12 protein-coding genes are annotated in these 18195 nt (G+C 44.3%); 7 read left to right on the top strand and 5 right to left on the bottom strand.

Annotated elements, in window-relative coordinates:
• The first annotated feature begins 69 nt into the window (after positions 1-69).
• Complete coding sequence (locus F6K49_RS01495) at positions 70-786, top strand: MIP/aquaporin family protein (protein WP_293023339.1); 717 nt, start codon at positions 70-72, stop codon at positions 784-786.
• 197 nt (positions 787-983) lie between these two features.
• A complete protein-coding gene (arsC, locus tag F6K49_RS01490) occupies positions 984-1379 on the top strand; it encodes an arsenate reductase, glutathione/glutaredoxin type (RefSeq protein WP_293023341.1) in 396 nt (131 codons plus the stop codon).
• Positions 1380-1423: 44 nt separating this feature from the next.
• Here the strand turns inward: arsC and coaBC are convergent, their stop codons facing one another.
• The 5 genes from coaBC to F6K49_RS01465 form a co-directional block, all read right to left on the bottom strand.
• Positions 1424-2668, bottom strand: coding sequence for a bifunctional phosphopantothenoylcysteine decarboxylase/phosphopantothenate--cysteine ligase CoaBC (gene coaBC / locus F6K49_RS01485; RefSeq protein ID WP_293023343.1), 1245 nt, complete (start codon positions 2666-2668; stop codon positions 1424-1426).
• On the bottom strand, positions 2665-2877 hold the full coding sequence (locus F6K49_RS01480; RefSeq protein ID WP_075900150.1) for a DUF2555 domain-containing protein: 213 nt from the start codon (positions 2875-2877) through the stop codon (positions 2665-2667). Before F6K49_RS01480 ends, coaBC begins: the two co-directional genes overlap by 4 nt.
• 861 nt (positions 2878-3738) lie before the next feature.
• Positions 3739-5034, bottom strand: a complete 1296-nt coding sequence (gene ctpC / locus F6K49_RS01475) for a carboxyl-terminal processing protease CtpC (protein ID WP_293093593.1) — start codon at positions 5032-5034, stop codon at positions 3739-3741.
• A 477-nt stretch (positions 5035-5511) separates the two neighbouring features.
• Entirely contained in the window at positions 5512-10716 is a 5205-nt protein-coding gene (locus F6K49_RS01470; RefSeq protein ID WP_293093589.1) for a hypothetical protein, read from the bottom strand.
• Positions 10717-12402: 1686 nt separating this feature from the next.
• The gene (locus tag F6K49_RS01465; protein ID WP_293093586.1) at positions 12403-13722 is read right to left on the bottom strand and encodes a P-loop NTPase fold protein; all 1320 of its coding nucleotides are present in this window, start codon (positions 13720-13722) and stop codon (positions 12403-12405) included.
• 253 nt (positions 13723-13975) lie between these two features.
• Here F6K49_RS01465 and F6K49_RS01460 point away from each other — a divergent pair, with 253 nt between their 5' ends.
• The 5 genes from F6K49_RS01460 to F6K49_RS01440 all read left to right on the top strand — a co-directional run bounded on the left by F6K49_RS01460 (position 13976) and on the right by F6K49_RS01440 (position 17397).
• Positions 13976-14128 (top strand): hypothetical protein, encoded by a 153-nt coding sequence (locus F6K49_RS01460; protein WP_293082821.1) that lies wholly within the window; start codon positions 13976-13978, stop codon positions 14126-14128.
• Positions 14129-14156: 28 nt separating this feature from the next.
• Positions 14157-14999, top strand: coding sequence for an FtsQ-type POTRA domain-containing protein (locus F6K49_RS01455; RefSeq protein WP_293093582.1), 843 nt, complete (start codon positions 14157-14159; stop codon positions 14997-14999).
• A gap of 218 nt (positions 15000-15217) precedes the next feature.
• Positions 15218-16489 (top strand): cell division protein FtsZ, encoded by a 1272-nt coding sequence (gene ftsZ, locus F6K49_RS01450; RefSeq protein WP_293025337.1) that lies wholly within the window; start codon positions 15218-15220, stop codon positions 16487-16489.
• 107 nt (positions 16490-16596) lie between these two features.
• The gene (locus tag F6K49_RS01445; protein WP_293025336.1) at positions 16597-16746 is read left to right on the top strand and encodes a hypothetical protein; all 150 of its coding nucleotides are present in this window, start codon (positions 16597-16599) and stop codon (positions 16744-16746) included.
• 72 nt (positions 16747-16818) lie between these two features.
• On the top strand, positions 16819-17397 hold the full coding sequence (locus F6K49_RS01440) for a hypothetical protein (protein WP_293025335.1): 579 nt from the start codon (positions 16819-16821) through the stop codon (positions 17395-17397).
• The last annotated feature ends 798 nt before the right edge of the window (positions 17398-18195 follow it).

Here is an 18195-nt window from a genome sequence, read left to right as displayed (position 1 = left end):
CCAGGGAATAGTTGTCCTGGAAGTTCCTGTTAAATCCTCCTGCTGTGGCTAAATTTAGATCACCATTAAATGAGAATCCGCAAACTGATACCCAAACAAACTCTCTGGTCCTTAATATCCCATTGCTGGCGAGAGGCAGTAACTGAGGGCATGGCTACATTTATCCTAGTCTTTGTTGGCACTGGTGCTGTCATGGTGAATCACATCACTAGGGGAGCCTTAACTCATCTGGGCGTCAGTTTTGTTTTTGGAGCAGTGGTCGCTGCTTTAATCTATGCCACAGGACATATTAGCGATGCCCATATTAACCCAGCTGTGACTCTTGCTTTTTGGGCTAGTGGCTTTTTTCCCGCTCGCAAGGTGTTACCTTATATCCTGGCTCAATGCATTGGTGCGATCGCTGCTTCAACATTACTGTTGCTGACACTGGGGTATGTTGCTGAGCTCGGGGCAACTCTGCCTCTACAAGGGAACTGGTTTCAATCCTTAGTGCTGGAAGTAGTACTCACCTTTATCTTAATGTTTGTGATCTTAGGCTCTGGTCTCGACCGCCGTGCTCCCATTGGCTTTGCTGGTTTGGCTATTGGCTTAACCGTAGCATTAGAAGCAGCTTGCTTCGGACCAATTACCGGTGCCAGCATGAATCCAGCCCGTTCATTAGGGCCAGCCTTAGTAGCTGGGATTTGGCAACATCAATGGATTTATTGGGTTGCCCCAATTGTAGGAGCGCAATTAGCCGTGATTGCTTATCGGCAACTTTCCCATGGATTTCGGGATATTCAGTAAAAGCATAGCTAAGCTAAAACGCATTTAAAATGGGTTTTAGCAAGGCAATAGGCAATAGGCAATAGGCAATAGGCAATAGGCAATAGGCAAAAGAGGAGTGGATTCTATTTTTTTTAGTTAATTTCAATAATATACAGTTTAAATGTATAAAATTTAAGCTAAAAACTAACAAATAACAACTAACAAAAAAAATAACTATGAAACAAATCATGTTTGTTTGTAAAAGAAATTCCTGCCGCTCTCAAATGGCAGAGGGGTTTGCTAGAACCTTAGGACAAGGAAAGATTTCTGTTACTAGTTCTGGACTAGAAGCAAGTCGAGTTCATCCTACGGCAATTCAAGTCATGGATGAAATTAATATAGATATTACTGACCAGACCTCTAATCCTTTAAACGATTTCAAGGCTGAAGACTATGATGCTGTATTTTCCTTGTGCGGCTGTGGTGTTAATTTACCAGAAGCCTGGGTATTACGAGATGTGTTTGAAGATTGGCAGCTCGATGATCCTGATGGGCAACCACTAGAGACGTTTCGCCGTGTCCGAGATGAAATTAAAGAACGAGTAGCTAAGTTAGTGGAAACCTTGAGCTAATTAGTTGGTTTACGGTTAATTTCAAGGACTTATAAACAGCCTATTTATCTAGTAATTATTTGATACTTTACATTACTATTACCTTCCGGAGGATTTTGGATAAAATCAAATAAATGGTGAGCTAACTCTAATTTAGTGCAGCGATTAATCTGTTGATGGCGTCCTCTGTTATCAATCAAAATTGCTTGGTTGGTATCACTGCCAAAACCAGCATTTGGTTTGTCAACTGGGTTAGCTACGATGGCATCCAATCGTTTCTTGTTTAATTTTTGTAACGCAGGCTTGATAATATCTCCAGTTTGTGCAGCAAATCCAACTAAGTACTGATTGGGCTGTTTCAGTCGTCCCAATTCAGCTAGGATATCTGGCACTGGTTTTAAAGGTAGAGCAGCAGGAAGTCCATGCTTCGGTATCTTCATCTCCTGGTAGATTCCAGGGGTTATATCTGCTACTGCTGCTGCCATCACAATCAAATCAGCATTGGCAAAATCTGCTAGCATCGCCCGATGCATCTCAGTAGCACTCACTACTGGAATTGTCCGGATACCCATCGGTGCTTCCCAAGTAGCTGGTCCATGAACTAGGGTGACAATTGCTCCCCTATTTCTGGCAGCTTGGGCTAGGGCTAGTCCCATCTTGCCTGTGGCAGGATTCCCGATAAAGCGTACTGGATCTATATATTCCCGAGTGCCACCAGTACTGATTAAGACTTGTTTACCGGTTAAGTCTCGTTTGCCACCAGTGTACAGCAGGGATTGGATAGAGGCGATTATCTCCTCTGGTTCTGCCATCCGTCCTGCACCAATGCGATCGCATGCTAACCGTCCTGCTGTTGGACCAACACTATGATACCTGGGGTCACTTAACAGCTGTTGCCAATTTCGTTGCACTGACTGCTGCTTCCACATATCTGTATTCATCGCTGGTGCCAACAAAATAGGGCAACTAGACGCTAGAACCGTATTGGTTAGTAAGTTATCGGCTAAACCATAAGCCAACTTACCTAGGGTATTAGCCGTCAGAGGAGCAATCACCAATACTTCTGCCCATTCCCCTAATTCAATATGCACCGGGCGTTCGTGCTTTGCTTGCCAGAATACGTTGTCCGTATAAGCTGGATAGCGAGAGAGGGTACTAAGAGTCAAAGGAGTGATAAATTTTTCAGCTCCCTGGGTTAGAATTACCCTTACTTCAGCAACCCCCTTAAATAGGGTAGAAACAACCTCACAAACTTTATAGGCAGCGATGCCCCCACATACACCAATTAAAACTTTTCTACCCTTATTCACGCCTCGTCGTAAGCTTCCATGTCCAGTAAGTAGATATAGGGTTCTGCTAACTCTGGACGCTGAAAGGCCAGTGCCCGCAGCAGATGCCAATCTTTGAGTCCTTCAAATGCGCCAGAGTAATCATCCAGCTCTAGACGTGCAGCCAACTTGGCAACGTCCTCTGCACTGAGAGCTGAAAGGTCACGTTGGGAAATGGTCGTAGTTGCCATTGCTCACGCCTCTCTTACTTAGCTTTTTTGTTAACAGTTGTACGTCTTCGACAACTTTACTTCTATTATCCCTATTTAGTGACACGACTGAGTATATATCATACCAGCTTTAGCGTGAAGTATTCGTAAATTTTTTATCAGTTTTTAGGGGTCATTTGTATGGAGGCTTACTATAGAAATATCACTTATTCATAAACGAACTATTATTAGTTGGTTATATTTATTCAGTTTAAAAGCCCTGGCTCTGATTAGGTGGCACAGATTTTTGGCAATAGCGATCGCTCTTCCCAAGTGCTCCGCAGTCTCCAGCAGTTGTATTCAACTCGACTAGTGCTGATCGTTGGTTCATTAGAGATTTAGCATGCTACGTCTCTACTTTTTCGTCACTAAGGAAATTTAAAGGAGATTTATCTGACGGGTAACCGGGCTAGGATCCTCATGATTTGGTAATTATTCTGACTTGTGGTACAAAAAAAACGGTCTCAATTATCAAAAAGACCGCTTAATCCAAAAAATGCTGACTCAATGTATAGTAAGTCCGGAATAGCAAAATTTTTATCGGGATAAACTACTTGGAAAGCCCGATCACTTACCAAGTCTATCACTACTACATGGACTTAGAACATCATACTTTGCTTGAAAGGGAAAGGGGAAGGTTAACCTCATATCAGTAAGATATCTTAACTTAATTACATTTTAACTTATAACCATATTGCGTTTGGCAATTACCAATTACTCGTTACCAATTACTCGTTACCAATTAACAATTATCAATTAGAAATAGTTGGGAGAATTGCTAACATAAAATCTCCCATCTCTTGCCACATTCGACCCACTCTCAATCAGTGAAAGGTTTAAGGCTTAACGAGCTTTACCTTCTGCCCTTGAGCCTTGTTTGGCAGCAATTTCCTGCATCAAAATCTGAAACGCTTTGGCATACTGAGCATCTTCCAAGGTGCCAACTTTTTCACGATTTTTCTGCAAGTCTTTACGCTGTTCATCCGAAAGCTCAAACACAATATCTGGTTCAATTCCGGACTTATTGATATCGCGACCACTAGGGGTAAGGTACTTAGCAATGGTTACTGCCAGACCTGAGCCATCTCCAAGCCCTCGCACGGATTGGACTAAGCCCTTACCAAAAGTCTTAGTTCCTACCAAGATGGCACGTTGATTGTCTTGTAAAGCACCCGAAAGAATTTCGCTAGCACTGGCTGAACCACCATCCACCAGTACCACTAATGGTTTATCGGTCAGAGAGCGATTAATTGCTTTCTGGTATTCGGCTTTGCCGATGCGGTTAACTGTTGAGACAATCGTACCGGAATCAAACCACATCCTAGCAATTTCAATGCTGGCATAAAGTAGCCCACCAGGGTTAGAGCGGAGATCTAAAACATAGCCACTCACCTTCTGATCTTCTAACTTTCGGATTGCTTCGCCCATCTCCTTGGCCGCGTTAGCACTAAATTGAGAAAGGCGAATGTAGCCGATGCCATAACCATCTGAAGTTTCCCGATAGCTATACTTTACAGGGTGGATTTCAATCCTAGCTCGTGTAATCGGATAGTCAACTACCTTTTGGCCTCGCTGAATGGTCAAAGTCACGGAAGTACCTGGCTTGCCTCGGATCAGTTGTACTGCATCGTTGACATCCATACCTTCGGTACTCTTGCCATCAATTTTGATAATGATATCCTTCGCCAGGATTCCCGCTTTAAAAGCTGGGGTATCCTCAATAGGGGAAATCACCATCAACTTTTTTGTTTCTTCATCCAGGGCAATCTGAATACCTACACCAGTTAATTCCCCAGATGTATCAATCTGCATATTCTTGAACTCTTCGGGATCCATAAACCGGGTGTAAGGATCGTCCAAGGGCTCTAGCATTTCCCGGATTGCCTTGTAGGCTTGTTCCTTGCTGGTGTAAGAGCGATTCAGATAATCTTGGCGAACTTCTTCCCAATCAACCTGGTTGAAGGTAGCATCTACATACCTACGGTTAATAATTTGCCAAACTTCATCAACTAGCTCCTTAGGACTCTCGCGAAAGAAAGCCTGACTTTGAGATAGATGAAGACCAGCTCCTGTAACTGCTACAGTTGTTAGGACTACTGCTGTCGCACCAAGAACCAGGCCACGTTTTGTAATTACCATAATCCTTTCGCTTAAGGTCGGGAAACTAATGCAAAGGAGCTAAGCTAAATCTAACGAACGGGGATGTCAGACAGCTCCTATGCAAATCAATCTGAGACTGACACCCCCTTGTTCAATTTTGGGTAGTCTAACCCTTTTTAAGATACCCCTATGGCTATAGCCTTTTAGGGGTCATCTGTGTTGTTGATTAGGGTCATGAGGATCTTATTTATCCATACTAACCTCATTAGCTAATCACGCCATCATACCACCACACCACACCACCATAATCCCATCTAGCTAGGATTTAAAGAAATCAACTATCCTTACTAAGGATAAGGAAGCTGGGGGTATCAGTCCCATATTATTAATTTTCCTCCCACCCAACTTCCCCTCCGGAAAATTATTGTGGTCATTGGTTTTCATCGTTAGTTGTTCAATGATTACCTATTCACCATTTCCCAGTCTAACATTACCGCAAAAGACCTACTAATTATTCTATTTGATATGGCTGTTTGTGATCAGCTGACAAAGTTGGCGATCGCTTTCTCTGACTTCTGGGTTGTTTTGGAGATAATTTCTGAGCCAGTGGCAGCTTTTATCTAGCAGATCGTCTAAATTCAAATTCCAGATTGCCACTGTACCATCTTCACTAGCCACTGCCAAGGCTGTTCCATCATGGCTCCAGCTAAGATTTGTGACGCGATGCTCACCAGCTTTCAAGGTTTTGATCAGGGTGTCGTCGAAGCGCCATAGCTGAACCTGGTTGTCCCAGCTGCTGGTTGCCAAAATTTTGCCCTTGGGGCTAAAGCGGACTTTGGCCACACTATCAGTATGACCTTTGAGGGTTGATTGTAAACTGCCATCTTTGCGCCAGAGTTTCACTGTGTTATCATAGCTCGCTGTTGCCAATAACTTGTTGTCCGGTGAGAAGCTGAGATCCAAAACCCAATTGCGATGACCTGGTAGTGTTTTCAGAAGTTGCCCATCAGCACTCCACAGCTTTACAGTTTTATCATCACTGGCCGATGCCAATCGCTGACTATCCTGGCTAAACTTAACTGCATTAACCCGCTCACTATGACCAGTCAGGGTATGAAGCAATTTACCAGTGCGATCCCAAATTTTGACTGTCCTGTCCCGACTGGCAGATGCGAGCAGCTCCGAGTCAGGACTAAAAGTAACATTCAATACCCAGTCCTGATGTCCCTTTATTGTTTTAATCAAAGTACCGCTACGATGCCAGAGTTTCACTGTGCCATCTCGACTACCAGAGGCAATTAGGTCACCATCAGCACTGAAACTGATGCTGTAGACTCGATCTTGATGCCCTGTTAAGGTTTTGAGCAGGTTTCCGTTGCGATCCCAAAGCTTAACAGTTCTGTCATTACTAGCTGTGGCAATCTGTTGAGAGTCTGGAGAAAAGGTTACATCCTGTACATCATCCTGATGCCCTCTTAAAATCACGTGAGACTGATTAATACTACTCCAGAGCTTGATAGTTTTATCATGGCTGGCTGAAGCCAGAATTAGTTGGTCAGTTTGAGGGTTGGATTGTTGTAGAGGGATATGGGACTTGCTGTGAGCTAGGTTGTCTTGAGAACTAAAAGATTTAGTAGGACGGAAACTGACAGCACTAACCCCATCGCTGTGTCCCTTAAAGGTGTTGATTAAAGTGCCTTCACGATTCCATAGCCGCACTGTATTATCATCACTGGCAGAGGCAATCAGCTGACCATCAGCACTGAACGCAACACCATTAACCCATCGCTGATGCTTGGGAAAGGTTTTGATTAGCTTGCCATTGGCACTCCACAACCTTACGGTTTGATCATCGCTAGCGGAGGCAATTAACTGACTATCTGGACTAAATACTACACAGTTAACCTGAGCGCTATGTCCTTTAAGAGTATTTAGCAATTTTCCGGTTTGACTCCACAGCTTAATGGTGTTATCGGAACTAGCAGAAGCAATGATATTACCATCTCCACTAAAGCTTACCGACCGCACTACACCCCGGTGACCGGAAAAGGTTTTAATTAATTTGCCATCAACAGTCCATAATCGAATTTTCTTATCTTTGCCAGCCGCAGCAATCATCTGCCCATCTCGACTAAAACTGACACTGTATATATGACCGGCATCAGGGGTAATTATTCTGACTAGCTCGCCAGTTTGACGCCATAGTCTGACTGTGCCATCCCAGCTACTAGAGGCAATTAACTGACTATCGGGACTAAAAGATACGCTGGTTACACTATCTTGATGACCTTCTAGGGTTTGGATCAACTTGCCATCAGGATGCCACAGTTTGACCGTTTTATCGCGGCTGGTGGAGGCAATAAACTTACCATCTGGGGAAAAACTGATGCTGGAAACAATATCACTATGTCCTTCGAGTCGATTGTGTTCGGAAACTGAATACACTGCCTGGGACAGAGCTGTGATTACTTGTAGACGGGTATCTGCCTCTACTGTTCGAGATGGTAGATATTGCTGCTCTTCCTGTTGTAGTTTTTTTGCCGCTCTTAACCCTTCGAGCAAAGCATCAAAGGTTTTATTGGATACGAAAAGAGCTTCTGAAGAGGCACTCAGGGCACTAAGCATAGCATTGATTCGTTGAGCTTCGGCTCGCCATCTCAAGCCACCATTGGTCACTGCTAAAAGTGCCATCACTGTGCTAATGGCAATGGCACGCAGTCGTTGTTTACGAACCCGCAACAGTTGACTCTCACTTTGTTTTAGCCGTACTTTAATATTAGATTGGGTACGTTGCTTATATTTTTGACGAATCGGTAGAACTAGATAATCATGAATCAGCTGATATCGGTTTTGTGGTGTTTCTGGCACTCGGAAGACTAAACCGGAACCGACCAAAATTTCCAAAATCAAGGGGATTTGAGTTAGTGTGGAGTTGTCCCAATTGGACAGTACTAACTCAGCTTGAGTTTTCAACGGACGGGTACCTCGTTGATCGGTTAAGGAGAATAAAACTTCCCAGACGGCATCTTCATTCTCTGGCCCACAATCATAAATAATTTGGGAAAGCGATTGCTCGACTAGAACTGTCTTGGGGTCATTTCCCAAAGCTCGGTATCCTTCAAGGGTAGTAATTTTTTCTGCTTGTAGCTGAGCACCCACGACTTGTAACTCAATTAAGCGCACCACTCCCGTATTGGTGACTAAATCCTTTACCAGTGCTTCGATTAGAGCAGGTTCTAACTTAAACTGAGATACTGCTGTTAAGGAGTGAATAAGGTTTTTGGCATTCTCTGGGGACAGATCACCTAAGTGATAACGCAGCTTCTGATCTAGGATATTGTTGTTAATGACACTGAGATCCTTAAAGCGCTCAAACTCTAACAAGTAATGTAGATAATCTTCTCGCATAGACAAGATTATTTTTACAAAGGGGAGATTGAGAGCCTGGGCTAAAAAATTATAAAACTGATGTCGTTGCTCTAAGTCGGTGGCAAGGAAAAAAAATTCTTCAAACTGGTCAAAAATCAGGACGGTTAATAAGTTGTGCTGGGAACACCGATACAACTTATCGAGAATTGGTTTAAGGATTAAAGGTTGTTCACTGCAGGCGTTGAAGTCCGGTAAGTTGTTAGCCGTAGGCGTTCCCTTCGCGTAGATTGTTCCCCGTAGGCGTTCCCTTCGCGTAGGTTGAACGGTTAAAGGTGAAACGTTGGCATCTTTAAACTTGAAGACTACTGTACTTGCTAATTCAAGGTCTAGACGTTTTTCCAGCTCACCGAGCCAATTCCTGTAAACGGTTTGCACCACTGTCAAGGTTTGTCTAGCACCAATAATTCTGGAGCTAAGTGCAGGAACTAAACCAGCATTAATCAGGGAACTCTTGCCAACGCCAGAAGTCCCATGAATCACGGTTAGTTTGTGGTCATTGCGGCTAATGCGTTCGAGCAGGCCGTTGACATCGGTTTGACGTCCAGCTGCTGCGATTTCTAGGGCTGATGCACAAAAACCTTTCTTAGTAATCGTTCCATCAATTTCTCGATTTGGCCCGACACTCTGTAACGGAGCCATACCAGCAAAGGTAGAAAACCTAAACTGTTGTTCTATCAAGCGTTTTTGTTGCTTAAGTTCAAACCCTCGTTGGTATGCTTTTTGCTCAAAGTAGAGCGTACGCAATTCCTCCAACAGCTCCATAAACAGTTGAGGCTGTTGCTGTAGAGGTTTGGGCTCGGTAGTTTTGAGGTTTATGGCTTGTTCAAGATAATTAATGGCAGATTTTGGCTTGCCCAGCTGGCGTACAGATCTAGCAGCTAGCAGCAGATAGGAAGCTCGATGGCAAAGCTTTTGAGGGTTGAGAGTCGGCTGAGATGTTTCCAGAGTGCGCACAGCTGTGAGGGCTAAGTCTATAGCATGGTTCCAATCCGATTGCTCATAGGCAACTGTTGCCAAAAAGCCATAGGCTTGAGAGAGCTGAACTGGATTATTTTGAGTGTGAGGCTGTGCCAAAAACGCTAGCGCTAAAGCTTCTAATTCTTTCCAATGTTCCAGGTGTTGTAGGACTTCTCCCAGTTTTATGGTTAACTGAGCCACCAAGTCCAAGCGTCCTGTTTTAGTAAACAGGTCAATAGCAGTACAGAAGCTTTTCTGGGCTTGCTCCCACTGATGGCAACCGATGGAGTCTTGTAACTGGGCTTGACGGCAATAGCACAAGCCAATGTGATGGAACACTAAACCAAGCCGTTCTAAACCTGAAGGAGTAAGGGGGGGATTAGAGAAGGGGGGGATTGAGTGGTTAGTTTGCCCAAGACGTTGCTCGAAACATTTACCTGTCTCCCTTGTGCCTTCTTTTCTCTTCCTAGAAGCTCTGCCTTGGATAGTTGTACATCCGTTTACCTGTTTAACCGGATTATTATAATATTGCTCATCTGAATGGGGAGCCTCACTGCCCAACCAGCCTCCCCATTCTCCTATATCCTGCTGCCAAAAATTTAGACTCTGCTGATAATGCTCCAAGGCCAGATTAATCTGGTCATTTTCAAAGGCATCTCGCCCTAGAATAAAGTGCTTGGTAGCTAGTAGGACAGAATCTATGGTGATGTCACGAGATTGCAAATCCTGTAATGCCCACTCAAATTCTTGGCGTCGGTGGCAATCGCTAGACAATGAAAGCACCTTGTTGGGCAAAAACTCTCCCAAGTCTTTAGCCAAAATATTGGCAAAGATTTCATCTGCCGTTTTGTAACATAAAGTGAGTAATTGGTCAATAGTAAGTTCAAACCGAATCGAGGTAGTAGCCCAATTTTTAAGATATGGAGCAAGCCTGATCAACTTTTGAAGTCCCTTGTCAGTTACCCATACCACTAAGGGACAGGTTAAGCATTTGGGCAATTCATCTCGCACCTGGTTAGCTGAAAGTAGTACCTGGTTGATGCCATCAACTAACTCTAGACCCGATACCATGAGGGCAGATGTTGTCCCATACTGTTGGGTGGTAAAGATATTACTAAATAGAGTTTGACTAGACTTGTTAAAAACTAGCTCACCTATGGTGAGCTCTGTAATTTCTCGGACATACTGCCATATTTGCTTCCTAAATAACTCGTAGTTGCATCGCACCAAAATCAGTGCAAATTCTCCTTGGGAGAACATTATTGCCCGGGATAGGGTTAATAGAGAGTGAGCACTGTATGGGGCTAGTGTTTCTGGGGGATTTTGCTGCTTCATGTCACTAACCTTTTGACCCCTACTGGTAGAAATTACCTATTACTAGGGTTATTTTCCATCTAGATAGTAATCTTACTATCAGAACTTATCGGTAAGTATGGGTTTTTACTTATAAAAAACAACAAGCATAATCAGGTCTTACGTAAGAAAAACATCTTTCATAAGTACCTTGATAAATAGTTCAGTAATTACTACTACTTAGTTTATAAATATAGTTAATTGAAATACTGAATAGCAATGATAAATTCACTTATTGAGCCTCAATTACATAGCGTCGATATCAGTGATTTCCCGGAATTTTTAATTTTTTATAGTGGGGTGGAACTATAGGGTTTATAAATAAGAGGTAAACCTGTATGGTCTTTTTTTATTGTCCAATAAAACTCCGGAGCTCTTTCTGCTCTTGCCTTTTGCCTCTTGTATGCCAGCCAATTTCTGCAATACATGTGTTTACAACCCAGATACAAACGCCTTTCTAACTTCCTAGACGAAAATAGGTAAAACAGTTAAACTATCAGGATTTCCGCAAAACTGGTCACCAAACTCTAGCTGTAGGGGCGCGCGTCAGTCCCTACAGCTAGAGTTACTGCCCAAGTTTTGACCAAAAATGTGGGTCTCAAGCCCCGTCCTTCGTTCGGCGGATGCACGATTCTTTTGCTATAATTAGGATGTAGCCTAGCACAGACAGGATTCGTCGGTACTGTCATAAAACCTACGAGCGTTTTGCGATGCTAGTACATGAGGCGCGAAAAACCTCATTAAAAACGTATGGATCAAGCGCGGATACCGAAAACCAGTAAAGCAAACCTTGAAAAATAAAAAGTACCGTGGGGTTAGAAGTTACCGTAAGAAGAGTGGAGCCAAAATCGGCAAAGTTTTAACCCTTTTACCCATAGCCGACTAACCATAAAGGCGACCCTCTGATAAGGTTTCGTCTCCGGCACACGGAAACTGAGAAAACTCAACGCTTAGGGAGATCAGCCCACGCTCGGTTAGTTAAATTAGGCTAGGTATTTGGTTTTTAAACGGATATTGGGCTTAAATATTGCCTTTGCTGGATAACTAATTTTAGCGATGCAGCGCGGTCTTGGGGAGGCAGCGCGGTCTTGGGGAGGCAGCGCGGTCTTGGGGGTTCCCCCCATGAGCGACTGCCGTGGTCTCCCCCATGAGCGACTGCCGTGGTTTCCCCCACTCGCGCTTTGCATCAAGACAAGGCATGTCGATGAACTAAGAATCCCCGCTCTTATAGGGCGGGGAGTGTCAATAGATCGGTTTTTAACTCAATCAGGGACAAAATTTGTCCTTTTGAGCCAAGTAGTAGGTCGTAGGTGGTAGGTTCTAGATGAGGGGATGTACCTGACCTGACCGGGGTGAACTTGAAGGCTAAACTAATGTGATACCAAGCTTTTAGAGAAAGTTCTCCATCAAAAGGAAAAGGGTGATTAACAGCTCAGGTAACAAGATGATGGGCAAAAGCGTTCTTAGCAAACTTATAAATTCCATAGGTGCGCTTGACCTATTAAGAATTTAATTCTTAATAGGTCAAGCGCACCTGTTGAGTTTTAATTTGTAGGTCAATAGTCTCGCTTAATTTTATAGAACACCTCACACCTTGCACGCTGAACCCTAGACCCTACACCCCCTTCTCTGGCAAAATCCCTTGGCTTCCAAGGGATTTTAGCTTTGTTAAAGAGCTAGAGAGCGAAACTTTTCTGTTTCTGCTAACGCTGGGTTGATCCCAAACCAGCGCCCTTGTTCATCTTGGTATTCATAGACAAACATACTGCGCAACAGGGTTTGATATTCTTGTTCCCCCTTGACGGACTGCTGTTGCACGACTTGAGATAGCAACTTCCACTCTTCCTCTTCAACAGCCAGAGTCAAATCATCTCGGTATCCCTTAATCACACGCTCTAAACAACTCCTGGAAAAGGGCGGGTCTTCCTGTTGCAAACAGTTATACAGCAACCCTAACAAGTTACGGACATGACCCCCACTAATCCGACACATCCGGTCGAGGGTTTCTGGGCTATCAAATACTAGTGGAATAAGAGTTAGCCGCTGTTGAGGATCAACCATTGGAAAAGCTCGGGCTAGCAAGAGCTGTCGCAGCAGTGCCATACCTTCTGGATAGTCACGACCATCCCGTAACTGTATGGGCACCATGGGCAAAATTTTGGGAGCTACACCACCACCGACTCGATTTTTGAGAGTTTCATACTCGTTGGAAAACATTAAGGATAAGGGTAGAGTGTAAACCACATGGCAGTTCAAACGCCTTAACTGAGTACCACGGTCGATAAAGAGATACTCTGGCTGGGAGCGACCTGAAGCCATGGAGCGATTATCAACTCGGTCAAGATTATCAATAATCACCACCAAACCCTTTTTGCCAAGCAATTTCAGCTGCTGAATCGCTGATTGTAAAATTTCTTCGTTGATGGCATTCAAAATGCTTTGGGTGCGGGGTTCTAGATGCTGTCGTAGCAGTTGGCGTTGCTGAGGACTGTCTTTACTTCTGGCTGTAATCTTGGCAATGCCTACCGAAAATTCGGCTTCTGTTGAAAACTCAATAGGAGTTTGCAAAAAGTCTTTGATTTCATTAAATAATTTACTAAAGTAACTGGGTTTGAGCTGTATGCTGATCGCTTCTAGGCTTTCACAGACTGACCTAGCGATGCTGAGTAAAATGTCACTGACATCAACATCCACCATGTCTAGGTCTTGAGAGGACTCAAAATAAACAACATGAAATTGCTGCTTTTCCAACTCGGCTTTAAGTCTTAACAACTCAGTAGACTTACCACAGCCAATGTGACCAGTAAACAATTGACAGGTAGGTTCATCTGGTGACAGACGGGTAATGGTTCGTCCTAAAGCTTCGATAATCTTTCCTCCCCTGACAGCGGAAAAATCGATATAGTATGGATGGTCTTCTGGATTCCCCATATCTAAGGTTTTAGCTGGGTTACACGCTTTGAAAAATCTTGGTAGATGCAGTTCCATAAATGAACCTCCCACTCCCTGTGGTGATGGTTATGGTTTACAGAAGGCGGTTATAAAGCCCACTCCTTTAACAGGGTGATATAGAAAGCGTCGCCAGTGATTAGTCTTTTGTAAAAGACTAATCATTAATCACTGACCCATCCCACGTACCTTAGTCGTGGGATGAGTTAACTATAGAGGACTGATTAGGCACCAATGCCTTTTCCCATCAGACTGATGCAACCTGTTAAGTATAAAACGTGGGAACCTAGTAGTGGTTAAATTAAAACAAGTATTTGGTGCTCAGTCAGGAATTGCAAAGTTTAAACCTTGTCGTTACCCAGATTTTTGGGTAGATTGGCGTGAAGCGATCGCGCCGCAGCGCAAATGCCCACGCGCCAATTGTCAGGCTTACTTCAAGTCATAAATGTACTCTGTCGATTGATCGGTAGTAGATGACCAACATCGCATCAGTCTCTCAATCACAATTGTCTAATCGACGCAAACAACTGCGACGGACACGCCGGATTAAATTTTCTCAAAAGATTTGGCGTACACTTTTGGTGGGCGGTATTGCTGGAAGTTTACTCTGGGCAATAACTTTACCAGATTGGATGATTCGTCACCCAGAACAAATCGAGATTCAAGGGAATTATTGGCTTTCTGCTGAAGCGATTCGCTCCCTGCTGCCTGTATCCTATCCCCAGTCTTTACTGCAAGTACAACCCCAAGTCCTTGCCGAGTTTCTGGAGTCTGAAGCTCCTATTGCTTCGGCTCTAGTTAGCCGTCAACTAATACCACCAGGATTGACAATACAAGTTAGAGAGCGTCAACCAGTGGCTATTGCTGAGCAGAGTAAGCTCCAAACCAGAAAAACTAAAAACTCTACCCCAACCTTGGGTTTAGTCGATGAGCACGGGATCTGGAGCCCCAAGAGCAGTTACGAACCACTCTCGGCCAACCTGCAGTTGCCGAAGTTGAAAGTGATTGGTCAAAATTCCGTTTATCGCCCTTACTGGTTCGATGTTTATCAAGCTGTGAGTCAGTCGGCTGTAAAAGTTTTCGAGATCGATTGGCGAAATCCAGCCAACTTAATTCTGAAGACCGAGTTAGGAAATGTACATTTAGGTCCTTACACTGAACGCTTCCCCACGCAACTGAGAGTTCTAGATCAGATGCGAGAATTGCCGAAGCGCACACAAAAGAGCAAAATAGCTTACATTGACCTCCAAAACCCAGACTTACCATCTATTCAAATGATGACAGACCATGACAGTGTGCAATCGGGAGTTAAATAAGGATAACGAAGAAGGTCAGACAGGTGATTAGCCCTACTCTGACGGCTAAGCCGAGGTGATATTTCCAGAACCATTGTTTTGTTTCAGGTCAGTTATCGGGTATAGAGCCAGCCGTTGCCAGGGTCTTTGGTTTTTCAATCAACTTACTCTATAGTTAACTCAGACTGCTACATATAACTTATAAAGATAAAGATAAACACTTACCCTCACCTGTTGCAATGACGCTTAATAGTAAACTAGGGCTTGCTGCTCAAAGTTCTAAAATCATCGCAGAAGCAGATCTGTCATTAGGATCCGACAATACACATCCTTTTAGTAACTCTGTATTACAATTCGGTCAAACTTATGATTCTAATCGCATACCCAGGGAAGAAACTAGGAGTGACAATATCGTGCCAGGTAGCGTTGCAAAAATCAAGGTCATTGGTGTTGGCGGGGGTGGTGGTAACGCAGTTAACCGCATGATTGCCAGTGATGTCAGTGGAGTAGAGTTCTGGTCAATTAACACAGATGCTCAAGCACTAGCCCAATCATCAGCCCCCCAACGCTTACAAATGGGGCAGAAGTTGACCCGAGGGTTGGGAGCAGGAGGGAACCCAGCCATTGGTCAAAAAGCCGCAGAAGAATCCCGGGAGGAAATTGCCCAGGCTCTCGAAGACACTGACTTGGTTTTCATTACTGCTGGGATGGGGGGTGGTACTGGCACAGGAGCTGCCCCGATTGTAGCAGAAGTCGCTAAAGAGATGGGTGCTTTAACTGTGGGAGTGGTCACTCGTCCATTTACCTTTGAAGGACGCCGCCGTACTTCCCAAGCCGAGGAAGGAATTGCCGCTCTGGGGAGTCGAGTCGATACCCTAATTGTTATTCCCAATAATAAACTCTTGTCAGTGATTTCAGAACAGACTCCTGTTCAAGAAGCATTTAAAGTAGCTGATGATATCCTACGTCAGGGGGTACAAGGGATCTCTGATATTATTACTATTCCTGGCTTGGTGAATGTGGATTTTGCCGATGTGCGAGCGGTGATGGCAGATGCTGGTTCGGCTCTGATGGGCATCGGGATGGGTTCTGGAAAATCCCGAGCCAGAGAGGCAGCAGTAGCCGCCATTTCTTCTCCTCTGCTGGAGTCTTCTATTGAAGGGGCTAGAGGGGTAGTTTTAAATATTACTGGTGGCAGTGATCTGACCCTCCATGAAGTGAATTCAGCAGCAGAAACTGTTTATGAAGTGGTTGATCCCAATGCCAATATCATCTTTGGAGCAGTAATTGATGATAAGCTCCAGGGTGAAATTAGAATTACTGTGATTGCTACTGGATTTACCGGAGAAGCCCAGTCTGCACCTAAATCTGTGGAAACTCCCCTGAATCGGCGACCGATTGCTCCTACACCGATGCCCCCTACTCCCAAGGTTGAGCCTAAGAGTAGACCAGGATTAGATATTCCAGAATTCCTGCAACGGCGTCGTTTTCCTAGAGGACCAAAGGAGTAGAAAAAAACTGACGGAAACCAAATGGCATGGAAGTAAAGCAAAGCAACCTATAGCCAAGGCAAGACTATTGTCGGTCCCCTTGGTAATTGCTGATTTTACTAATAGGCGTGAAAACTTCCCTAGAGATTGCTCCTGAGCCTGAACCCATGGGAAACTTTTTTCGGTTATCACTATCAATAGTCAGCCAGACTATGGAGCGGGAGTTTTTTTTGACTATCTCCCTAGCTTTTAGCCAACAAGGGCTGCCCACAGATTAAAATTTCAACTATTCTTGCCTTGGATGAAGTTTAGCTATACTTATGACTTCTAATCACCGAACCAACCCCCCTATGCCCAAATCCAGTAGCGATCGTTACCCTAGTTCAACATCGGCAAACAAATCGAATACATACTGTCCATCAGTACCAATTTCTGTCTACCGGGAACTAGCAGCTGAGTTGCAAGCAACACAGGCGATGTTGGACTCTCTCCATTCTCAAAATCAGCATTTAGTTAAACAACACCAGCAGCTGCGACAGGAAGTTAAAAAAGTTATTAATTCAGCTCTGCATCTACAGCAGGTGATCAATTCCTTAGAACCAGTGAGTCCAGCTGAAGTCCATCGACCTCAGCCAGTAAAGCCGCCGGAACCCCGTCAAGCTCCACCAATTCCACCCCAGCGCACCTCTACAACTATCCCAGGGGGTGAATTTTCCCCACCTCAGAGGAAACCTCAAACCCCTACCTCTTCCTATCGAGAAACTTTAGTGATTGAACAAGAAAACAATCGCTCCCTGCGAAGTTCGCAGCCAGAGGCAGTCTCATATGTCAATGGCTGGGTGTTGGTTATAGCTATCTTGGGAATTGTCTTGAGCGCATTTGGTGCTGGCTTTTTGGTGGTGAAACCGATACTAGATAGTAATCGTTGAACCATTTTGCTGCTTGATTAATCGATTAATGGCGGGTTCTTTGAGATTCATCCGCCAATCTATTGTTGTACTAAACCTCGGCTGTATTTACCGCTATTTTCGCCTCCGCATTGCACCATTAATTGGAAAATTACCATCATTACTGTCAAGGGAAATCGGTTTGTAGCAGTTAATGGCCAGGTCTATAAGGTTTGCCAGGGTCAATTGTGCCCAGAACATTGGCTGATCACAGATCTGTTTACTTAGATCAAATCCACAGTCATTAGTCAGTGGTGAAGGGCAACAAAAAACCTGCTCAACCTGAGTTCGATATAAGCGATCGCTCCACGAAACAGTAAGGGATACAAGCTTTGGACAACTAGGGTATATTAAGGCTTTCAGCGTTACGTTGAACTCAGGTTAAAATTCATAACAATGAATTTTAGCAGAGTGAGTATTTAACGGGAAGTAGAACTGGTAGTACACAGCAAGCCATTCTAGGTCGGTTGTGAGTCCCCTCTTCACGTGAGTTCGAGATCAGGGTACACTCCACGAAACAATCACGGTGCGCGCCTCCTAGGGCGCGAGGGATTGCTCGCGCCCTAGGGTCGCACCGCAGGGATACAGGCTTTCAGAGACTAGGATAGATTAAGGCTTTCAGCGTTAGGTCGAACTCAGGTTCTTCCTATGATGACTGAAGTTACCCCTCCTCGTTGATATCCCTAGCCATAGTTTTTGAGGAGCGTCTGACCAACAGACTTACATCTGTGATGGATTTAAGAAACACAAACCGGCAGCAAATGCCTCAACCATAGGGGT

The organism is Moorena sp. SIO3I6 (genome assembly GCF_010672095.1).
This window is presented reverse-complemented; position numbering and strand designations above follow the sequence as displayed.

Coding starts and splice junctions, on each gene's coding strand:
- F6K49_RS01440 (WP_293025335.1), top strand. CDS start 16,819: ATGCCCAAATCCAGTAGCGATCGTTACCCTAGTTCAACATCGGCAAAC.
- F6K49_RS01465 (WP_293093586.1), bottom strand. CDS start 13,722: ATGGAACTGCATCTACCAAGATTTTTCAAAGCGTGTAACCCAGCTAAA.
- F6K49_RS01455 (WP_293093582.1), top strand. CDS start 14,157: ATGACCAACATCGCATCAGTCTCTCAATCACAATTGTCTAATCGACGC.
- arsC (WP_293023341.1), top strand. CDS start 984: ATGAAACAAATCATGTTTGTTTGTAAAAGAAATTCCTGCCGCTCTCAA.
- F6K49_RS01480 (WP_075900150.1), bottom strand. CDS start 2,877: ATGGCAACTACGACCATTTCCCAACGTGACCTTTCAGCTCTCAGTGCA.
- F6K49_RS01495 (WP_293023339.1), top strand. CDS start 70: ATGAGAATCCGCAAACTGATACCCAAACAAACTCTCTGGTCCTTAATA.
- F6K49_RS01470 (WP_293093589.1), bottom strand. CDS start 10,716: ATGAAGCAGCAAAATCCCCCAGAAACACTAGCCCCATACAGTGCTCAC.
- ctpC (WP_293093593.1), bottom strand. CDS start 5,034: ATGGTAATTACAAAACGTGGCCTGGTTCTTGGTGCGACAGCAGTAGTC.
- ftsZ (WP_293025337.1), top strand. CDS start 15,218: ATGACGCTTAATAGTAAACTAGGGCTTGCTGCTCAAAGTTCTAAAATC.